We start from the raw sequence: 21,853 nt of genomic DNA, 5'->3' as shown, positions 1-21,853 counted from the left end.
AAGGAGGCACCTTTTATGTCAACTAATCGTCATGAAGCATTAGGTTTATCAGATAACCAGGTATTAGACATGTTTAAAACCATGTTATTAGCTCGAAAAATTGATGAAAGAATGTGGCTGTTAAACCGTTCAGGCAAGATCCCATTTGTCATTTCCTGCCAAGGTCAGGAGGCGGCACAAGTGGGTGCAGCTTTTGCACTTGATCGTGAGAAAGACTATGTGGCACCATATTATCGTGATATGGGTGTTGTTCTTTCCTTTGGGATGACCGCACAAGATTTAATGTTATCCGGTTTTGCTAAAAAACAAGATCCGAATTCAGGTGGCCGGCAAATGCCTGGTCACTTCGGCCAAAAGAAAAACAGAATATTGACCGGGTCATCACCAGTTACTACTCAGGTGCCACATGCGGTCGGTGTTGCGTTGGCAGCAAAAATGGATAACAACAACATTGTCTCATTGGTGACCCTGGGGGAAGGTTCCTCCAATCAGGGAGATTTTCACGAAGGGTTAAATTTTGCTGGTGTCCACAAATTACCAGTCATTACCATGGTGGAAAACAATAAATATGCTATTTCTGTTCCGATCGAACGTCAATTGGCATGTGAAAAAGTATCGGATCGCGCCCAGGGGTATGGCATGCCAGGCGTAACGGTTGATGGAAACGATCCGCTTGCCGTATACGAGGCGGTAAAAACAGCTCGGGAACGGGCAATTAAAGGGGATGGCCCAACATTAATTGAAACCATTTCATACCGCCTGACCGCCCACTCAAGTGATGACGATGATCGTCAATACCGGGAAAGTGAAGAAGTAGAGGAAGCAAGGAAAAAGGATTCTATTATAACGTTTGCAGCCTACTTAAAAGAAGCCGGAATTGTAACTGCGGAATTGGAAAAAGAGATTCAGGACGATATAAGTGAAGTTGTAAATGAAGCGACAGATTATGCGGAGAATGCAGCTTATGCAGAGCCGGAAGAGGCCTTGAAATTTGTGTATGAAGAAGCATAGAGAAGGAGGGAGTTATCTTGCCAGTAATGTCCTATATTCAGGCTGTAACGACAGCCTTAAAAGAAGAAATGCACCGTGATGAGAACGTATTTGTGCTTGGGGAAGATGTTGGCAAAAAAGGTGGTGTGTTTGGCGCTACAAAGGGGTTATATGATGAGTTTGGTGATATGAGGGTACTGGATACACCGCTAGCTGAATCGGCAATAGCTGGGGTTGGGATTGGTGCTGCCATGTACGGAAAACGTCCGGTTGCGGAAATGCAGTTTGCCGATTTTATTATGCCTGCTGTAAACCAGATTATTTCCGAGGCATCGCGTATCCGCTATCGTTCCAATAATGATTGGGACTGCCCGATTACCATTCGCGCCCCGTACGGCGGTGGTGTTCATGGAGCACTTTATCATTCACAATCGGTAGAAGCTGTATTTGCCAACCAGCCAGGTTTAAAAATTGTTATGCCTTCAACTCCATATGATGTGAAGGGATTACTTAAGGCATCTGTACGTGCTAATGATCCTGTGCTGTTTTTTGAACATAAGCGTGCCTATCGTCTGTTAAAAGGGGAAGTTCCCGAAGATGATTATGTGCTGCCGATCGGTAAGGCTGACGTGAAACGGGAAGGTTCAGATATCACGATTATTACGTACGGGTTATGTGTTCATTTTGCCCTGCAAGCAGCAGAAAAATTAGCAGAAGAAGGAATTGATGCACATATTTTGGATCTGCGGACAATTTACCCACTCGATAAAGAGGCAATCATTGAAGCGGCTCAAAGAACAGGGAAAGTATTGCTAGTTACGGAGGATAATAAGGAAGGCAGTGTGATCGGCGAGGTTGCTGCCATCATAGCTGAAAATTGCTTATTTGATCTGGATGCTCCAATAAAGCGCTTGGCAGGACCGGAGATACCTGCAATGCCATATGCACCAACTATGGAGAAATTTTTCATGGTTAATCCGGATAAAGTTGAAAAAGCAATGCGGGAGTTAGCGGAATTTTAACTAAAGAAGCATTTCACTAGACGCTAGACTGGATTTGGCTTGTTTCGCCATTAATTACAACCGCATTTAGCTACAGTTAATATTCATAAAGGAGGGATCCACATGGCTATGGAGAAGATTAACATGCCCCAGCTAGGTGAAAGTGTTACAGAAGGTACGATCAGTTCCTGGCTGGTAGGTATTGGCGATAAAGTGAACAAATACGATCCAATTGCCGAAGTCATGACCGATAAAGTAAATGCAGAAGTACCATCTTCCTTTACCGGTGTGATAAAAGAACTCATTGCCCAGGAAGGGGACACGATTGAAGTTGGTGAACTGATGTGTTATATCGACGCAGAGGACAGTTCTTCTGATGATAAAGCTCCTGGTGAAAATAATAACGAAAAAGCGCAAAAACCTGAGGAAGAAAGCAGCGCAAATGCCGATCAATCCATGAAAAAGCGTTATTCTCCTGCAGTATTACGGATGGCGCAGGAAAATGATATTGACTTAACACAGGTAAATGGCAGTGGTAAAGGCGGGCGCATTACTAGAAAAGATATTGAAAAAATCCTGTCATCCGGGCAAATACCTGCAGCAAGCGAGGAACCTGGCCGGGATAACCAACGACAAGATTCGATTCCGCAGACAACAGCACCAATGAAAGCAGTCCAGCAAACGACACAAGCTGGTGACATCGAGATTCCGGTTACTGGTGTTCGTAAAGTGATTGCCCAAAACATGGTGCGCGCCAAACAGGAAATCCCTCATGCCTGGATGACCGTCGAGGTGGATGTGACAGACCTTGTTTCCTATCGTAACGAAGTAAAAAATGACTTTAAACAAAAAGAAGGCTATAATCTTACATTCTTTGCTTTTTTTGTGAAAGCAGTCGCGCAAGCATTAAAAGAATACCCGCAATTGAATAGTGTCTGGGCCGGTGATAAAATTATCCAAAAAAAGGATATTCATTTATCCATTGCGGTAGCAAACGATCAGGAATTGTTTGTACCTGTGATTAAACATGCTGATGAAAAAAGCATCAAAGGAATTGCGAAAGACATTTATGAGCTTGCAGCAAAAGCTCGCTCTGGTAAACTAACGTCTGATGACATGCATGGTGGCACGTTTACGGTGAACAATACCGGGTCATTTGGATCGATTCATTCGATGGGGGTAATCAACTATCCGCAAGCTGCAATCCTGCAAATCGAATCAATTGTAAAACGCCCGGTGATTATCAACGATATGTTTGCCGCAAGAGACATGGTTAATTTGTCGTTATCGTTGGATCACCGTATTCTCGATGGGCTTATCTGCGGAAAATTTCTTGCGAGGGTAAAAGAAATTTTGGAACATCTCAACAAAGAAACAGTCAACATCTATTAATTGCTTTGTCCACAAGCAATTTAAATTGAAAACTGTTACTAAAATTGATAAGCTTAAAAAAGGATTTACCTATACTTAAATTACATTAAGGGGATGGATGTTCAGATGGATTTCAATCTATTCATGAATGATGTTGTCGATGCAGCACGCAAAGATATCATCGAAGCTGGTTACGAAGAGTTGAAAAGCCCGGAACAAGTAGAAGAAGCGCTTGACCGTAAAGGCACGACCTTGGTTATGATTAACTCTACTTGTGGGTGTGCCGGCGGTGTTGCTCGTCCAGCTGCTGCTAATGCCATTCATTACGATAAACGGCCGGATCACTTAGTAACCGTTTTTGCTGGCCAGGACCGGGAAGCTACGGAAAAGGCAAGAGAGTATTTTGAAGGGTACCCACCTTCATCACCATCATTTGCCTTTCTCAAGGATGGCAAGATCGTAACAATGCTGGAACGTCATGATATTGAGGGTTTTACAGCGATGGACGTGATTGGCAAGCTCCAGCATGTTTTTGATGAACATTGCGAAGAAATATAATGTTTTCCACGTATTTAAAGGGGGCTGTCTCTGGGTTAACGGGTCAGCCTCATTTTAATCAGACCAATTGATTTACAGTTCTCGTATTGGGTTCCAGATCGTTGTTAGGGGAGATTTTATAGTGAAAATTGGCTATAGGACAATTAAGACAGCAATAGGCACGCCGATTGCTATTACACTCGCTCAATTGCTAGGGGTAACAAATTATGTTTCTGCTGGAATTTTAACGATTTTGTGTATACAGCCGTCACGAAAACGGTCAGTTTTGAGTGCTTGGCACCGTTTTTTAGCCTGTACATTGGCCATTGTCTTCTCCTTTGTGTTCTTTGAAACGATAGGCTACAATCCAATATCAGTTGGAATCATGCTGGCATTTTTCATTCCAACTACCGTATTTTTAAAAATTTCACCGGGGATTGCGACTAGTTCCGTTATTATCTTACAATTGTATGGTGCTGGCCATATTTCCACTGCTTTTGTAATAGAGGAATTTTTGTTGATTTTGGTTGGTGTAGGAACTGGACTTTTGTTAAATTTATATATGCCAAGCTTGGATAATGAATTAACGATAAAGCAGCAGAAACTGGAGGAGAATTTCCGAACAATTTTGCAGGAAATTGCATTATACATACGAGACAAAAATCAAGCGTGGGATGGCAAGGAATTGACGGAGGCAGAACAAATTCTGCAGGAGGCAAATGATTTAGTGGCGCGGGACAGGGAAAATCACCTGTTACGAAATAAACATCCATACGCTGATTATTTTGTGATGCGGACAAAGCAATTTGCATTGCTTCAACGAATGCTGCCACTCGTAACCAGGCTGCCCAATACAGTTACCATTTCCGAGAAGATTGCTTGTTTTTTTGAAAAGTTGGCAGATGCTGTTCACCCTGGCAATACAGCTATTCTGTTTCTCGATGAATTGGATGAACTGCATAAGGCCTTTGACCAGGAACCGCTACCTGTTACGAAAGAGGAATTTGAAACAAGGGCAAACCTTTTTCGTCTGCTGCATGAAATTGAGGACTATTTAATTTTAAAAAAGAAGTTCAAAACAAGTGATGTAAAGAAAAATAAAAAGACTGGAGCTGAACAATCTGCTACCTAATCCAGTCTTCGGTTCTTTTGCCGATTATAAAAACATTGCTAATCCTGTTGTAAACAATGTCAAAACCATAGCGAGTATCATGATGTAGACAACTGCTTTAAATCGTTTTTCACGTTTTGACCGTTTCCTTGCTGCTTGTTTCGCTTGCTTGTTGATTTGTTTCTGAGCCACCGGAATTCCTCCTTCATTCCAACATGCTACTTGTATTTTATCGTTAAAATCGGGATTGGACAAGTGTAAAAAATAATGAATATGGTAATCAGAAAAAGAGATTTGATTTGAGGTGGCAAACAATGTCTGAAGACAAGATTCAACCTGATCAGAAAAAAGCCGTGGATAAGACGGTTGAAAGTTTTCCAGAACAGAGGACTGTTTGCACATCGTCATCGGAAATAGCAGTTAACCGGCTATATTTTGGTGACAAGGATAAGAAGCCAAAGAAAATTTCCCATATCGGGATTGCCGTACAGTCAATCGATGATACGATTTCCTTTTACACCGATGTATTGGGCCTTGAGCTTGAAGCGGTTGAGACGGTAGCGTCAGAAGGGGTAAAGATTGCGTTTCTTTCGATTGGTGAAACCCGGTTTGAACTGCTGGAACCGCTTCATGACACATCAATAATCCAAAAGTTTATCGATAAAAAAGGGGAAGGAGTTCATCATATTGCTCTTGCCGTGGATAATATCAAGGAGCGGCTAGTACAATATAAAAATGGTGGTATCAACTTAATCAACGAGGAAGCAAAACGAGGTGCAGATAACAGCAGAATCGCATTTCTCCATCCGAAGCAAGCGAACGGCGTTCTATTTGAGCTGTGCCAAGAGGAAGGCGGAAGTGAAGGATAATGGATGTTTTGATATAACAAATGATGCGATAGGTCAACCTCGTGAGTAATGGTACTGGATTTGCACCGGGGCATGGTGGAATTAAAATTCAAGCAAAAGGAGCTACAGTACAAATGGTTCAAATAAATCAAGAGCGCTTAATCAATGAATTTATGGAATTGGTACAAATTGACTCAGAGACAAAACAGGAGGCGAAAATTGCCGGTGTTTTAAAGCAAAAATTTACTGACTTGGGGCTTGATGTTATAGAGGATAACAGTAAAGCAGAAACCGGTCATGGAGCAGGTAATTTAATTTGTAATTTAGCAGGAACGAAAGCTGATGCAGATACCATTTATTTCACATCACATATGGATACGGTTGTTCCAGGGAACGGAATTAAACCATCGATTAAAGACGGCTATATTGTATCGGATGGCACAACTATACTCGGTGCAGATGATAAAGCTGGACTTGCAGCAATTCTGGAGGCAATTCGCACATTGCAGGAAAACAAAATCGAGCATGGCGATATTCAATTTGTGATCACAGTTGGTGAAGAATCAGGCCTGGTCGGGGCAAAAGCATTAGATTCTTCCTTGCTTAAAGCAAAATACGGGTATGCGATTGATAGTAACGGGGCTGTGGGTGATATCATTGTTGCTGCGCCGACACAAGCGAAAATTTTTACCGTTATCAAGGGAAAAACGGCACATGCCGGGGTTGCTCCCGAAAAAGGTGTTTCCGCAATTACACTTGCGGCCAAGGCTATAGCTAAGATGCCACTTGGCCGGATTGATGCGGAAACAACCGCGAATATCGGCAGGTTCGCAGGTGGCCAGCAAACGAATATTGTCTGTGATTATGTAGAAATTTTAGCAGAAGCACGCTCGCTTGTTCCGGAAAAAATGGAAGCACAGGTAGCTAAAATGAAAGATGCCTTCGAAACAACTGCAGAAGGACTTGGCGGCAGTGCTGAGGTTGATGTGAAGATTATGTACCCTGGTTTTAACCAAAAAGCAGGTGATCAAGTTGTGGAAGTTGCCCGTAACGCAGCAAAAGTGATTGGCCGCGAAAGCAAGCTGCTAAAAAGCGGTGGCGGCAGTGATGCCAATGTGATAGCTGGGTTCGGCATTCCGACTGTAAACTTGGCTGTCGGGTATGAAGAGATTCATACAACAAATGAACGGATTCCGGTAGATGAGCTTGTGAAAGTGACGGAGCTGATCACCGCAATTGTGGAGGAAGCAGCAAAATAATAGTCTAGGACAGTAAACAGTGGATTTTGGCTTGTGAATGACAATGGTTGGCCAGTAAATGCTTTTATTTGGCCAGTAAACAAAAATGGACAGTAAATAACACGAGTTCACCGGTGAACAACTATATAAAAATGAAAGAGACTGGGTTGGTTGGTATCCGGTCTTTCTTTTTTATGTTATAATAAAATATAGAAACAACCGTTCGTGAAGGGTGTTAAACATGTCTCACTGGTATCCGAAAAAAGGTCGCGTCATTTTTCATATTGATATGAACTGCTTTTATGCCTCCGTTGAAATGGCATATAATCCCAAGTTGAAAGGGAAACCGCTGGCGATTGCCGGTAACCCGGAAGAGCGTAAAGGAATTATTGTGACAAGCAGCTACGAAGCCAGAGCTAGGGGAGTCAAAACGACCATGACATTGTGGCAGGCAAGGAAACTTTGCCCAACTTTAATTATCATGCGCCCGAATTTTGACCGTTATCGAATGGCTTCTCAAGAAATGTTTAAAATGCTTGCCGAAATAACCCCCTTCGTGCAGCCGGTATCGATCGATGAGGGTTATATGGACATAACCGAATGCGAACAGCTTGGTAATCCAATCAGAATAGCTGAAAACCTGCAAAAACGGATTAAAGATGAATTGGATTTGCCATGCAGTATTGGAATCGCGCCAAATAAATTTTTGGCAAAAATGGCGTCCGATATGAAAAAACCGATGGGAATAACCATTCTCCGTAAACGTGATTTGCCACAAAAGCTATGGCCGCTTCCTGTTGGCGACATGTATGGTGTGGGTGAAAAAACAGCTCGCAAATTGAATGCGATTGATGTAAAGACAATTGGTGATCTTGCCTCCCGTGATGTCTATCACCTAAAACAAGTGTTAGGGATAAATGGTGAACGACTGCGTAATCGGGCAAATGGCATTGATCCAAGACCAGTCGATCCGGAGGCGGTGAACGAATTTAAAAGTATTGGCAGTTCGCAAACATTGCCCGAGGATACGACGGACGAGGTTGATATTCAAAAACTAATGGAGCAGCTTGCCAGTAATGTAGAGCGAAGAATGAACCGAAAACAGGCAGCAGGACTTGGTGTACAACTTATGATTCGTTATCATGACCGTAAAACGATTACAAGAAGCAAAAAGCTGCAATCCTACATTGAAAAGAAGGAAGATATTCTTCGTGTCGCCAATGAACTATTTCAAAAGCATTGGAACCTTGAACCGATTCGTTTACTAGGGATTACAGTTCAAGATGTAGAAGAAAAGCAAAATATCGCACACCAATTGGATTTATTTACGTATGAAGAAGAGGCAAGGAAAGAAAAACTCTATACAGCAATTGAAGAATTAACGAATAAATACGGCAAAAACCCTTTTAAACAAATGGAAAATCAGGGGCAGAACGATCAGCCGCGTACCAGTTTTCAAAAGGATTTTTTGGATGATTATAAAAGATGAAAGCTCACATTGTTACATTAGATGGGGGTTTTTTATAATTATCATGGAAATTATAAAGTTTATACGCTGTGGTAACTGACTGTTCAAGATGGCCACGTCAGGCGACAACACCCGCATCGGTACAATAAGTTTCAGTTGAAGTTCGGATAAAACACCCACGACAATCACCAATTGAAAAGAGCGAGCACGTCCTATACATTCCCACGCTCGTATTCTGAAAACCTATTTATAAATCCATTTATCCAAGCGTACAGCTCACACTTATGGAAACGTGTGGGCTGTTTTTTCTATCCCCTATCTGAAAAAAATAAGTTATTTTAAAATACCTATTGCATATTTATACTATATTATTTATAATAATACACAATCATTTTAAAGGGGCTGAATACAGGGTGAAGGCAGGAATAGTTGGAGCGAATGGGTATGGGGGTGTTGAGCTGGTTCGACTGTTGCATCACCATCCAATGGTAACGCTCGATTTACTCGTATCACATTCGACTCAGGGACATAAGATTACTGACCAGTATCCACACTTACATAACATCTTAGAATTGCCTTTAGAGAAGCTAAGTTTGAATGAAATTACCGATCGGGTAGATGTGTTATTTTTCGCAACACCTTCAGGAGTAACGAAAGAAATCGCACCGCCGTTCGTTAAGGCGGGACTTCCCTGTATCGATCTATCTGGAGACTTTCGGTTAAAAGAAGGGCACTCATACGAACAATGGTATAAAAAATCACCAGCCGAACCGGAATTTTTGGATCAGGCGGTTTACGGATTACCAGAGATATTCCGTGAGCGCATCAAAGATAAAACATTCGTTGCCAATCCAGGCTGTTATCCAACGGCAGCATTACTCGGAATAATCCCTTTGATCAAGGAGGGTATTGCGGAAACAACAGGGCAAATTATCATCGACGGCAAAACGGGGGTGTCCGGAGCCGGGAGGAAACTAGTGCAGGGATCACTGTTTTCCGAAATCAATGAAAATACAAAAGCATATAATCTCGGAAGTCACCAGCATACACCGGAAATAGAACAAGTGTTGACCGATTTGCATGGCAAGGATATCAAGGTCAGCTTTAATGCCCATCTAGTGCCGATGACAAGGGGGATTTTGTGCACGATATACGCACCGCTTAAAGAACGATTAGCAGATGCTGATCTTGTTCAATTGTATAAGGAAGCATATCAGGATGAATATTTCGTTCGCATCAGACCGGAAAAAACATGGCCAGGAACAAAAGAGGTATACGGAACAAATTATTGCGATATTGGTGTTAAGGTTGATGAACGGACAAATATGGTCATTGTTGTTTCTGTCATTGACAATCTTGTAAAAGGTGCAGCAGGTCAGGCAATTCAAAATATGAATCTACTAAATCATTGGGATGAAAGGACAGGACTTGACACCATCCCTGTTTATCCATAGAAGGAGGGCGTAATGGAGACACAAACGGAATTGCAAGAAGTAACTGAAGGTGGTATTTTAACGGCCAAAGGTTTCCATGCTGGAGGAGTTCACTGCGGTATCAAGCGGAAGCGGCATGACCTGGGCTGGCTTTATTCGGAGGTGCCGGCACATACCGCTGCTGTTTATACGACGAATCTGTTTCAGGCCGCCCCACTTTTGGTAACAAAGGAAAGTATTGCAGTAGAACAGAAAATCCAGGGGCTAATCGTTAATTCCGGGGTTGCGAATGCGTGTACTGGTGAGCAGGGAGTCGCGAATGCATACCAAATGCGCCATTTATTCGCACAAAAGCTTGGGACTAGCGACCACCTCGTTGCTGTTAACTCAACTGGTGTTATCGGAGAGCAGCTGTCCATGGAAAAAATCAAACAGGGAATTGCGCAAATTAATCTGAATGAATCTGAGCAAGAAAGCTTTGCGAAGGCTATTTTGACAACCGATACGTATACGAAACATGTTTGTATTCAACTGGAATTAAACGGGGAGCTTGTAACAATTGGTGGAACGGCTAAAGGTTCTGGCATGATCAACCCGAATATGGCAACAATGCTTGCATTTTTAACGACAGATGCGAGCATTGAACCGGTTGCCTTGGATGTGGCATTAAGGTCGGCTGTAAACCAGACGTTTAATTGCATTACGGTTGATGGCGATACAAGTACGAATGATACGGTTATGATCATGGCCAACGGGGAAGCCAACAATCAATCGATAACATTGGCAGATAAGGGAAATTTTCAGCTGTTTACCGATGCTCTAACGAAAGTCTGTCAATCGCTGGCAAAACAAATTGCTAGAGACGGGGAAGGTGCCACTAAATTAATCGAGGTGCAGGTAACCGGAGCCGCTCGTATGGAAGACGCTAAGGCGATTGGGAAAACGATTGTTGGCTCAAGTCTTGTGAAAACAGCGGTATTTGGAGCTGATGCTAACTGGGGCCGAATCATTTGTTCGATTGGTTACAGCGGAATAGAGCTTGAGACAAGTAAACTTGCTGTTTCGATTGGGGATATACCTATTGTTCAGCATGGTATGCCAACTCATTTTCACGAAGAGCTGGTGAACAATTATTTAAAATGGAATGATGAAATCAAGATCACAGTGGATTTGCACAGTGGTAGTGAGGAAGCGTTCGCATGGGGCTGTGACCTATCTTATGACTATGTAAAAATTAATGCTTCCTATCGAACTTGAGGGGAGGGTGACGGTGGCTTATCAGATTATTAAATGTGGTGGCAGTGTTCTTGACCAGCTTCCGGAATCATTTTACCAGGAAGTCATTACCTTAATCGAGGACTATCAAGCCCAACCAGTAATCGTACACGGCGGGGGTCCAATGGTGTCCTCATTGCTCACGGATCTCAATATCGAAACGAAATTTGTAAACGGAATGCGTATAACAACCGAAGAAGTTCTTGATGTAGTAGAGATGGTTCTATCCGGCACCATAAATAAAAAACTTGTTCGTGCCATTGTAGAAAATGGCGGCGAAGCGTTTGGCTTAAGTGGTGTCGATGGAAAGCTGCTTCTGGCACGCGCTATACAAAGCAAACAGCAACTGGGCTATGTTGGGGAGGTTGTTTCCGTTAATACAACGCCACTAAAGATGGTTCTGGAACAAGGAAAAATCCCTGTTATATCACCCGTTGCCATTGATGAAACCGGACAGCGCTGGAACATCAATGCTGACCTGGCAGCGGCAGCAGTTGCCAAAGCGTTGAAAGCACCGTTATACATGGTTACAAACGTACCAGGTGTACTCAAAGACGGCAGCGTCATTTCTGAATTAACCGCTAACGAAGCAGAAAAAATGATTGCTGCCGGTCAAATCTACGGGGGAATGATTCCGAAAGTACAGGCGGCAATCGACTGTTTACGAGAAGGGGTGCAAAAGGTGGCGATCATTAATGGACAGGAAGAAAAGAGTCTGATCAAGCAGGTATCCGGGAAAAACGCAGGGACACTTTTTGCATTGGATGAAGCAGTAGAAACACCAGCTAATTTAGAGGCAGGAAGGGTGTGAATTGGTGGAAGCAAAAACGATTCAATCATCATTAATGCAGACGTACAATCGTTTTCCCATAACGGTTGCCAAGGGAAAGGGCAGTTATGTTTGGGATACGGATGGCTGCAGGTTTTTGGATTTTACTGCAGGGATTGCGACTTGCAACCTTGGCCATGTTCCGCAGGCAGTGAAAGAAGCGGTGTCCAGTCAACTAGAGGAACTGTGGCACTGTTCCAATTTATATCACATTGATGCTCAGGAAAAATTGGCAGCATTACTAACCGAATACAGTTGTCTGGATCAAGTCTTTTTCTGTAATAGCGGTGCAGAAGCGAATGAAGCAGCGATCAAGCTTGTCCGCTTGTTTAGTACAGAGCGCTCCAATATTGTAACGTTCCGCCAGTCATTTCACGGCCGTACAATGGCTACCCTGAGTGCAACAGGACAGGGGAAAATTCAGACCGGTTTTGCTCCTTTATTAAAAGGATTTACCTATTTTCCCTACAATGATCGGGTTAGTCTGGCAAGGCTGAAAGTGGAACAGCCTGCTGCGGTTATGCTTGAGCTTGTGCAAGGGGAAGGTGGTGTCATCCCGGCAGAACAGGATTGGATTGATGAGCTTGTTCAGATTTGTACAGACCTGCAAATATTGCTTGTTATTGACGAAGTGCAAACTGGCATGGGACGTACAGGTTCGTTGTTTGCCTACCAACAATATGGATTGGAACCGGACATCATCACCCTTGCTAAAGGTTTAGGTTCCGGATTTCCGATTGGTGCCATGCTTGCAAAAAAAAGGATAGCACAGGCTTTTCAGCCAGGGAGCCATGGTAGTACATTCGGCGGCAACCCACTGGCAGCAACAGCTGGTCTCGCAACGGTAACGGAATTAGTTCATTCACCGGTTATCCAAAATGGTGCCGAGAAAAGTATGTTATTGATCACCTATTTAAAACAGCTGAAACAGGAATTCCCGCAAATTAAGACGATTCGCGGGCGGGGGCTCTTGATTGGAATGGAAGTGGCGGATGTACCGGCGGGAGAAATCGTGCAAGCAGCTATTCAGGAAAAATTACTGATTCTGACAGCTGGCCCCTCCGTCATTCGGCTCTTGCCACCACTGACGATAACAGAAGACGACATTCTGTTGTTTATAAAAAAATTCCGAAGCGTACTGACACACGTATTTTCGTAAAACAGGAGGTTATGGCTTATCAATCAGGTAAAAAAGGTACTGGTTATTGGTTCAGGTCCAATTGTCATCGGGCAGGCCGCAGAATTTGATTATGCCGGTACAGAGGCATGCTTGGCATTGAAAGAAGAAGGAATCGAAGTCGTTTTACTGAACAACAATCCAGCAACAATTATGACCGATGAAACAGTTGCTGATCGTATTTACCTTGAGCCGATGACCGTCAACTCCATTGAAAACATTTTTGAAAAAGAACGTCCCGATGGGCTTATTGGGACACTTGGCGGCCAAACAGGATTAAATTTGACATTGGAAGTGCACAATTCTGGTTTATTGGAAAAATACGATGTTCAATTGTTGGGAACATCAGTAAATTCAATGCAAAATGGGGAAGACCGGGAAAAATTTCGTGCGCTTATGCAAGAACTAAACGAACCAGTACCTGATTCCCATATTATTACGACGGTGGAGCAAGCTGTCAGCCGTGCAGAGGAAATCGGCTATCCGGTAATTATTCGTCCAGCCTATACACTAGGTGGCACCGGTGGCGGTTTTGCGGAAAACAGCTTGCAATTACAATCAATTGTCACGAATGGACTGCAGATAAGCCCGATTCATCAGGTACTGTTAGAGAAAAGTATCAAAGGCTTTAAAGAAATTGAATTTGAAGTGATTCGCGATGTCCATGATGATTGTGTTATTGTCTGCAGCATGGAAAACGTCGATCCGGTTGGTGTCCATACAGGCGATTCGATTGTCGTTGCACCAGCACAGACATTAACAGAACAGCAAAATACAATGCTTTGTAATGCAGCGGTTACCATTATTCGCGAACTCGGGGTTATTGGCGCGTGTAATATTCAATTTGCCCTTGCCCATGATACAAACGAATATTATGTTATTGAAGTTAATCCACGGGTGAGTCGTTCGTCAGCATTAGCATCGAAAGCAACCGGCTGTCCGATTGCTAAAATCGCAACAAAATTGGCGCTTGGTCAATCATTGGATGACTATTTCCCATCCAAGACTGATACCGTTCATCAACTATTTATCGATTATACGGTTGTAAAAATTCCGCGATTTTCCTTTGATAAGTTTCCGGAGGCAGATAGAGAGTTAGGGACACAAATGAAGGCTACCGGGGAAACAATGGCGATCGATCTAACCTTTGAAGCCGCATTGAATAAAGCAGTTCGCTCGTTGGATAACGGTTTAACATCCTTACAGCATCCGTTAATTACCGGTAAAGACTATCCGGTTTTGCTTGAACACATGCAGCAACCTACTGATTTACGGTTGTTTGCTGTGGCAGAAGCACTGCGGATGGGAAAAGGTGTGCAGGAAATTTATCATTTGACCGCGATCAGCCGGCTGTTTTTAAAGAAAATCAAACAAATTGTAGGGATGGAACAAACCCTAAAGACTGCATCATTAGATAAAGTCACTGCCGAGCAATTATTACAAGCAAAACATTTGCAAATCAGCAACAAGGCATTGGCTGAATTTTTCCAGGCAACGGAACAGGAGGTACAGGAAAAAATCAAGGAGTTTCAGTTAATGCCAAGTTATCAGGTAGTTGCTTCCGAAAATCATTTCCCATATTATTATTCGACCTGGTATAACAAAGAAATGCCCGATGCGGGATCTGTGCAAGGGAATAAAGTACTGATTCTTGGCTCTGGACCGATTCGTATCGGGCAAGGGATGGAATTTGATTATAGCTCCGTCCATGCGGTTTATGCCTTGAAAAAAATGGGTTACACAACTGTAATCGTAAATAACAATCCGGAAACTGTTAGTACGGACAGTTCAGTAGCCGATCATCTTTATTTTGAGCCATTAACGACGGAGGATATTTTAGCTGTAACCCGTCGGGAAAAGGTGGAAGGTGTATTTATTCAATTTGGCGGGCAAACCGCAATTAACCTCGCTAAAGATTTGGCGGATGCGGGAGTCCGGATTTACGGTACTTCACCAGAAAAAATTGACCAGCTGGAGGATCGGAAACATTTTTATCAGCTGCTTAAGGAGATAAACATTCCGCATATTCAAGGGGAAATGGCCTACAGTCTAAATGAAATCAAAGCCTGCGCTGAAAAAATCGGGTACCCGGTTCTGGTTCGCCCATCGTATGTGATTGGCGGGCAATCCATGTTTATTATTCATCAGGAGGCAGCATTGGTCGCCTATTTGGACACAATCCGTTATTCTGATCAGCGAATTTGGCCGATCTTGGTTGACAAATATACACCGGGGCTAGAGGCGGAAGTGGATGTTATTACCGATGGGGAACATTGCTTTGTGCCGGGGATTGTGGAGCATGTGGAACAGGCTGGTGTTCATTCTGGCGACAGCATTGCCGTCATGCCACCTGTTCGTTTATCTTCCATCCAACAGGAAATATTGCTTTATTATGCGCAATCCATTTGCAAAGCGGCAAATATAGTTGGCTTGGTTAATATCCAGTTTGTTATTACAGATGAGCAGATATATGTGCTGGAAGTGAACCCGAGAGCGTCACGAACCATCCCGATGATTAGCAAAATAACGGGGGTGCCAATGGTTGAATTGGCCATTCGTACCCAGCTTGGGGAGCGGCTTGAAAGGAATCGTGTACCGGAATCACTTGGTTATTATGCAGTGAAGGCACCAGTATTTTCGGCAGCACAATTAGCGGGCGTTGATCACAAGCTCGGTCCGGAAATGAAATCGACCGGTGAAGCGCTTGGTCTTGCAGCAACGTATAAGGACGCACTTGCTAAAGCAACTGATATGAAGGCGTATACGATCGAAAAAGATTCGGAAAAACGATATGTGCTTTGCTCAATAACGGATAGAGAGAAGCCGGCACTGTTGTCAATTAGCAAAGAACTGAGGAAAGATTTTTCATTACTTGCCACACCGGGAACGAGTGCCTATTTAAGCAAACACGAGATTGTCAATCAGACCATCGAAAGTAGTTCAGCAGAATTGGAAAGGGTTTTTCAGCAGCAAATCATAGCTGGGACAGTTGTCACTCCGACCGGTTTGCAAAATAAGAAAAGCGGAAGGCAGATCCGGGCACTTGCCGTAACGTATCAGGTTCCATTGTTTACATCGCTTTCGACATTACAGGCAGTAATCGAAAGTAACATACAGACTAATTCTGTTACATCATTACAGGACTATCTTCATACGTATTCAACTGTTTAGTGGAAGGGGATTGATTTTTATGACGAATGTACTTTCAACAGAGGATAAGGCTCGACCCATTTTGCAGCATAAGGATTTTTTAACCCTCGGTCATTTTAACAAAACTGAAATAACCATGCTGTTAGCTGAAGCGGTCAAGCTTAAAAAGCAAACGAAAGCGGGGATTTTTAACCCCTGCTTACGGGGAAAAGTTCTCGGAATGATTTTTGAAAAAGCATCTACCAGAACAAGGGTGTCATTTGAAGTCGGAATGTTGCAGCTTGGCGGCGAGGCAATTTTTCTTAGCGCGGGTGATATCCAGCTTGGCCGGGGAGAATCAAACGCAGATACGGCAAAAGTACTGTCACGTTATGTGGACGGCTTAATGATCCGAACATTCAGTCATAAGATTATCGAAACCTATGCACAATATGCTACCGTTCCAGTTATCAATGGGTTGACGGATCTGCATCATCCGACACAAGTACTTGCAGATTTATTAACCATTTACGAGCATAAAGGAAAACTGGCTGGCCTAAAACTCGCCTATTTTGGTGATGGAAATAACAACATGTGCCACTCTTTAATGGAGGGAGCAGTGAAGGTTGGAATGGATGTGGCAATTGCCTGCCCGACGAATTATCGGCCGAATCCGGAAATTCTCGGAGAACTCAAACAAGAGGCAACAGCAAATGGAACGAAGCTAAGTGTCAGCGAAAGCCCAGCAGAGGCGATGGTGGACGCGGATATTGTGGTGACAGACGTATGGGCAAGTATGGGAAAAGAACAGGAAAATGAAGAGCGGAAGAATATTTTCGCGCCGTATCAGGTCAATGAGAACTTGTGCAAGCATGCCAAAGCAGATTTTACATTTTTACATTGTTTGCCTGCACATCGAGGAGAGGAAGTTTCCGCTGCAATTATGGATGGTTCTCATTCGGTTGTGTTTGACGAAGCGGAAAATCGGCTGCATGCGCAAAAAGCATTGTTGAAACTGTTGCTGGGGTAATAGAGGTTGTTCAAAAAGTCAGCAAAGCTAAGCAACGACCTTTAAGAGTTGTAGAGGAACAGCCGATGCTCGGGACCCATGACGCCTCGACCTTCAAGATCCAATTTGGCGGCTTTTGAACACGAACGAATAAATAAATAAATTGGGGGTATGGAGATATGAGTGAAGGGAAAATTGTGCTAGCTTATTCAGGTGGATTGGATACATCTGTTTCAATTAAATGGCTGCAGGAGAAATATAATTATGATGTGATTGCATTGGCGATTGATCTTGGGGAAGAAAAGGATTTGGAGGCTGTCCGGCAAAAAGCATTAAACGTCGGAGCTATTAAAGCAATTGTTATTGATGCAAAAGAAATGCTGGCGAACGATTATCTCATGCCGGCATTGCAAGCAAATGCATTATATGAAGGGAAATACCCGCTATCTTCCGCATTGAGTCGTCCTTTAATCGCTAAACTGCTCGTTGATGTAGCTGAGCAGGAAGGTGCGATTGCAGTGGCCCACGGCTGTACCGGAAAGGGGAACGATCAGGTGCGTTTTGAGGTTTCCATACAGGCCCTGAACCCTGATTTACAAGTAGTTGCCCCTGTCAGAGAATGGGGGATGACACGTGATGAGGAAATCGCTTATGCAAAAGACAAAGGAATCCCGATCCCCGTTGATCTGGATAATCCATTTTCGATTGATGCGAATATTTGGGGACGTGCCTGTGAAGCAGGGGTCCTCGAAAATCCGTGGAATGAGGCACCAGAAGCAGCTTTTGCCTGGACGAATCCGATTGAAACAACACCTCACAAGCCTGAATTAGTCGATATTTCCTTTGAAAATGGCGTTCCAGTAGCATTGAATGACGAGCCGATGGGGCTGGTTTCGATCATTGAGACATTAAATGCTACAGGCGGTGAGCATGGAATCGGGCGGATTGATCATATTGAAAATCGTTTAGTCGGCATTAAATCCCGGGAAGTCTATGAAAATCCCGCCGCATTAATCTTAATCAATGCCCATCAGGAGATGGAATTTTTAACTCATACGCGGGAGGTCAGTCAATTCAAGAAAACGATTGATCAGCAATTCGCCAAAATGATCTATGATGGGCTGTGGTATTCTCCATTGCGTAATGCTGTTGACGCGTTTGTTGCCGAAACCCAAAAAACGGTTTCCGGAAAAGTGCGCGTGAAGTTATTTAAAGGTAATCATACCGTTATCGCTCGGAAGTCTGATTTTAGCTTGTATAATGAAAAATTAGCGACTTATGAAAAAGGTGACATGTTTGATCATGATGCTGCGGTCGGCTTTATCAAGCTGTGGGGACTGCCAACGAAAGTTCATGCGGAAATTCATCAGAAAGAAAAGGTATATAAATAAAGTGATTTGCGGAGGTTCATCATCTGGGCTTCCGTAAATTCGTTACATAAAGGAGCGAATAATTCATGTCTAAGCTTTGGGGTGGACGGTTTACAAAATCAACGAATGAGCTTGTTGAATCATTTACCGCTTCCATTGATTTTGATCAACAATTTGCAATGGAAGATATTGAGGGAAGTATCGCCCACGTTACGATGCTCGCTGAGTGTGAGATCATTACCAATGATGAAGCATCAAAGATTATCAATGGCCTCAGAACTATTGAAGAAAAAATCAATGCTGGATTGATTGAATATTCGGTGGAACATGAGGACATTCATATGAACATCGAAAAAATGCTCATTGACGAAATCGGGCCTGTCGGTGGGAAACTCCATACCGGACGAAGCCGAAATGACCAAGTCGCAACTGATATCCATTTATATGTAAATAAAAAAACAAAAGAAATCATCAAACTGGTGACAACTGTGCAAACGGCATTTGTGAAACAAGCGGAAGCAAATATCGATGTCATTATGCCAGGGTATACACATCTTCAACGGGCACAACCAGTGTTATTTTCCCACCATATGCTTGCCTATTTCTGGATGCTTGAGCGGGATAAACAGCGTCTGGTTGATAGTTTGAAGCGGGTAAACTGGTCTCCGCTTGGTACCGGTGCCCTTGCCGGGACGACTTTTCCAATCAATCGTGAGCGTACTGCAGCGTTGCTCGGATTTGAAAACGTCTATCCGAACAGTTTGGATGCGGTTAGTGACCGTGATTTTATTCTGGAATTCTTAGCGATTGCCTCAATCATAATGACACATATATCACGACTTTCAGAGGAGCTTGTCACGTGGTCAAGTCAGGAATTTGATTTTATCGAACTGGACGACTCTTTCTGCACTGGTTCAAGTATCATGCCTCAAAAAAAGAATCCAGATGTGCCCGAGCTTTTGCGTGGGAAAACAGGACGCGTTCATGGAAATTTATTCGGATTGCTTACGGTTTTAAAGGGACTCCCGCTAGCCTATAACAAAGACATGCAGGAGGACAAAGAAGGACTGCTTGATACTGTAAAAACACTGGATGGTTCATTACGGTTGCTTGCACCAATGATCGAAACGATGAAAGTAAAGAAAGAAAAAATGTACAAGGCTGTTGACCAGGATTACTCCAATGCAACCGATATTGCCGACTACCTTGTTACAAAAGGTCTTCCATTTCGTCTGGCACATGAAATCATTGGTAAGATTGTTTTGTATGCGATCCAGCAGAAAAAGTATTTGTTGGGACTATCACTTGACGAATATCGATCATTTAGTGAACTGTTTGCGGAAGATATTTTTGAAGTGCTTCAGCCAAAACATGTGGTGGAGGCGCGCAATAGTACTGGCGGCACTGCAGAAAAGCAAGTACGTGAACAGTTGGAGCAAGCAAAGGCTTTAGTGGAATAGAATCAATTTAAAAATAACTCAGTCAAACTGGGTTATTTTTGTGGATAAGCAGGAAATTGTGAAGTGGAGGTTGAAACTATAATTATGCTGCAACTTTTGTGAAATAAAACTGGGTTTTTTGATAATCGTTAAAAGGAGATTGAATGTTGAGTACAAATCCAAAATTACCACTAACACGTGATGAAAAAGCAAGACTTCAAAAAGCTAAAATAAAAATAAGCGAAATACACTCGCTTAGCACGAATCAATTAGCACAAATACTGAATATCTCCGAAGACAGATCTCTAGTAGTTAAAGCATTAGCAGAATTTCAAACCGTTCCATCAATTGGCCATAAATTAGCTGAAAAATTGGTAAACGTTTTAAAGATTTATTCATTACAAGAAATTAAAGATAAGAATGGTGCTATTCTTTTTGATTCATAAAAAAAGAAATTAGGTGTATGGACGGATAGTTGTGTAGAAGACCAAATTCGCTGTGTCATTAACTTTGCTAACGAACCAAGTAGCGGTAAACAATGGTTTGATTTCACAAATGAAAGAAAAAGGTATCGTGAACTGTTTGGGTATCCAAAAGACAGACCTCAAAAAGCTTGGTATGAGAAAGAGTAATGAAGACAAATTATCATAATCCATAATCTGAATTATCGTTCCTTCGTGATAAAACAAATTTTTTATAAGCAGTAGTACTTGATCTAGAATAATTTTTATACGGAGATGTCATAGTTGGAAATTGAGAATACCGTGGAAAAATTCTTAAGTTCAAATAAACCCGATCTTTCTTCTATTAGGAAATATCATCTAGCACATCCAAAAATTTTTAACACATACTTCAATGGTTATTGCAAAAAAACAACTGAAAAAATGAAAGCTGCAATATATCGCTATTCTGAGGATTATTCCAGACTACAGGAAATTGCCAAGTTACTACCCGGCGTTATAAAAAATGTGGCAGGTAAAGGAAAGGATTACTTCGGTTTTTCACTTGACGTTCCAGTACATATCTTTGTTGGGTTATATGCCTCGAATGCGTTTGTCGATCATAAAACTGAAATCTATTTCGCTGTTGAAAAGCTGCATCAGGATCCAAAGTTATTAGAAGTAATCGTGGCTCATGAATTTGTCCATAGTTATCATTATCATATATTAGGGCGTGCGGGTATTGACTGGAATGCTATTAATTGGCTGGACGTCCGTATCTCTATGTATTTAGAAGGGATAGCTACGTATTTCTCTGAAAAACTGGTACCAGGTAATCCTAAAAGCGTTTATTTTTCTTATGATGAAAAGGGAGAGGATTGGTTTTCGTTTTGTCAGGAAAATTATATGAAGCTGGTGGAAGCTTTTAAGGATGAACTTGAAAATGGATCAGTAAACATGGAACAAGAATGGTTTAGGTTGTCAGGCGGGAAGCAATTCGGATATAGCCGACTTGGTTATTATTTAGGAACTTCATTTGTTCGGGATCTATGCAAAAGGTTAACTGCGAGCGAAGCATTAACACTATTAGCCAATGGGGACATCACAAACTCTGTCGACAATTGGTTTAAAGCTCAACTTTTGAATAAAGGGTAAAAGGGTATAAAAATGATGCTAACGGTATATATA

The 21,853-nt window shown here is 42.6% G+C and carries 18 protein-coding genes and 1 pseudogene; 18 read left to right on the top strand and 1 reads right to left on the bottom strand.

Annotated elements, in window-relative coordinates; all coding sequences use genetic code 11:
- Positions 1–15 precede the first annotated feature (15 nt).
- The 5 genes from IEX12_RS04995 to IEX12_RS04975 all read left to right on the top strand — a co-directional run bounded on the left by IEX12_RS04995 (position 16) and on the right by IEX12_RS04975 (position 5,031).
- Positions 16–1,011, top strand: coding sequence for a thiamine pyrophosphate-dependent dehydrogenase E1 component subunit alpha (locus tag IEX12_RS04995; protein WP_088050578.1), 996 nt, complete (start codon positions 16–18; stop codon positions 1,009–1,011).
- Between the two features lie 17 nt (positions 1,012–1,028).
- Positions 1,029–2,012, top strand: a complete 984-nt coding sequence (locus IEX12_RS04990; protein WP_088050577.1) for an alpha-ketoacid dehydrogenase subunit beta — start codon at positions 1,029–1,031, stop codon at positions 2,010–2,012.
- A 102-nt stretch (positions 2,013–2,114) separates the two neighbouring features.
- Positions 2,115–3,383 (top strand): dihydrolipoamide acetyltransferase family protein, encoded by a 1,269-nt coding sequence (locus IEX12_RS04985; protein WP_088050576.1) that lies wholly within the window; start codon positions 2,115–2,117, stop codon positions 3,381–3,383.
- Between the two features lie 105 nt (positions 3,384–3,488).
- Positions 3,489–3,920, top strand: coding sequence for a BrxA/BrxB family bacilliredoxin (locus IEX12_RS04980; protein ID WP_088050575.1), 432 nt, complete (start codon positions 3,489–3,491; stop codon positions 3,918–3,920).
- Between the two features lie 121 nt (positions 3,921–4,041).
- Positions 4,042–5,031: an aromatic acid exporter family protein gene (locus IEX12_RS04975; protein WP_188724748.1), complete on the top strand. Its 990-nt coding sequence runs from the start codon at positions 4,042–4,044 to the stop codon at positions 5,029–5,031.
- Positions 5,032–5,055: 24 nt separating this feature from the next.
- On the opposite strand, the gene prli42 is transcribed toward IEX12_RS04975, so the two are convergent.
- Positions 5,056–5,202, bottom strand: a complete 147-nt coding sequence (gene prli42 / locus IEX12_RS23310; protein WP_088050574.1) for a stressosome-associated protein Prli42 — start codon at positions 5,200–5,202, stop codon at positions 5,056–5,058.
- A gap of 122 nt (positions 5,203–5,324) precedes the next feature.
- Here prli42 and mce point away from each other — a divergent pair, with 122 nt between their 5' ends.
- From mce to IEX12_RS04905, 13 genes and pseudogenes are all read left to right on the top strand, one after another.
- The gene (gene mce / locus IEX12_RS04965; RefSeq protein WP_088050573.1) at positions 5,325–5,879 is read left to right on the top strand and encodes a methylmalonyl-CoA epimerase; all 555 of its coding nucleotides are present in this window, start codon (positions 5,325–5,327) and stop codon (positions 5,877–5,879) included.
- A 113-nt stretch (positions 5,880–5,992) separates the two neighbouring features.
- Positions 5,993–7,117 (top strand): M20/M25/M40 family metallo-hydrolase, encoded by a 1,125-nt coding sequence (locus IEX12_RS04960; protein WP_088051006.1) that lies wholly within the window; start codon positions 5,993–5,995, stop codon positions 7,115–7,117.
- A 220-nt stretch (positions 7,118–7,337) separates the two neighbouring features.
- Positions 7,338–8,585, top strand: a complete 1,248-nt coding sequence (locus tag IEX12_RS04955; protein ID WP_102415119.1) for a DNA polymerase IV — start codon at positions 7,338–7,340, stop codon at positions 8,583–8,585.
- A 392-nt stretch (positions 8,586–8,977) separates the two neighbouring features.
- Positions 8,978–10,018 (top strand): N-acetyl-gamma-glutamyl-phosphate reductase, encoded by a 1,041-nt coding sequence (gene argC, locus IEX12_RS04950; RefSeq protein WP_188724747.1) that lies wholly within the window; start codon positions 8,978–8,980, stop codon positions 10,016–10,018.
- A gap of 12 nt (positions 10,019–10,030) precedes the next feature.
- Complete coding sequence (gene argJ, locus IEX12_RS04945) at positions 10,031–11,254, top strand: bifunctional glutamate N-acetyltransferase/amino-acid acetyltransferase ArgJ (protein ID WP_188724746.1); 1,224 nt, start codon at positions 10,031–10,033, stop codon at positions 11,252–11,254.
- A 13-nt stretch (positions 11,255–11,267) separates the two neighbouring features.
- Positions 11,268–12,083 (top strand): acetylglutamate kinase, encoded by an 816-nt coding sequence (argB, locus tag IEX12_RS04940; protein WP_088050569.1) that lies wholly within the window; start codon positions 11,268–11,270, stop codon positions 12,081–12,083.
- Positions 12,084–12,117: 34 nt separating this feature from the next.
- The gene (argD, locus tag IEX12_RS04935; RefSeq protein WP_102416321.1) at positions 12,118–13,260 is read left to right on the top strand and encodes an acetylornithine transaminase; all 1,143 of its coding nucleotides are present in this window, start codon (positions 12,118–12,120) and stop codon (positions 13,258–13,260) included.
- Positions 13,261–13,278: 18 nt separating this feature from the next.
- Positions 13,279–16,449, top strand: a complete 3,171-nt coding sequence (gene carB / locus IEX12_RS04930) for a carbamoyl-phosphate synthase (glutamine-hydrolyzing) large subunit (RefSeq protein ID WP_102415120.1) — start codon at positions 13,279–13,281, stop codon at positions 16,447–16,449.
- Positions 16,450–16,468: 19 nt separating this feature from the next.
- Positions 16,469–17,437 (top strand): ornithine carbamoyltransferase, encoded by a 969-nt coding sequence (gene argF / locus IEX12_RS04925; RefSeq protein ID WP_088050567.1) that lies wholly within the window; start codon positions 16,469–16,471, stop codon positions 17,435–17,437.
- 158 nt (positions 17,438–17,595) lie between these two features.
- Positions 17,596–18,807: an argininosuccinate synthase gene (locus IEX12_RS04920; RefSeq protein ID WP_155554387.1), complete on the top strand. Its 1,212-nt coding sequence runs from the start codon at positions 17,596–17,598 to the stop codon at positions 18,805–18,807.
- A 65-nt stretch (positions 18,808–18,872) separates the two neighbouring features.
- Positions 18,873–20,246, top strand: a complete 1,374-nt coding sequence (gene argH, locus IEX12_RS04915) for an argininosuccinate lyase (RefSeq protein ID WP_155554386.1) — start codon at positions 18,873–18,875, stop codon at positions 20,244–20,246.
- Positions 20,247–20,389: 143 nt separating this feature from the next.
- Positions 20,390–20,857, top strand: a pseudogene (locus IEX12_RS04910) (helix-hairpin-helix domain-containing protein).
- 114 nt (positions 20,858–20,971) lie between these two features.
- The gene (locus IEX12_RS04905; protein WP_155554385.1) at positions 20,972–21,820 is read left to right on the top strand and encodes a gluzincin family metallopeptidase; all 849 of its coding nucleotides are present in this window, start codon (positions 20,972–20,974) and stop codon (positions 21,818–21,820) included.
- The last annotated feature ends 33 nt before the right edge of the window (positions 21,821–21,853 follow it).

Origin of the sequence: Lentibacillus populi, assembly GCA_014642895.1 — a bacterium.
GTDB lineage: Bacteria > Bacillota > Bacilli > Bacillales > Amphibacillaceae > Lentibacillus_C > Lentibacillus_C populi.
The sequence above is the reverse complement of the archived record's forward strand: the minus strand, read 5'-3'. Positions and strand labels throughout refer to the sequence as shown.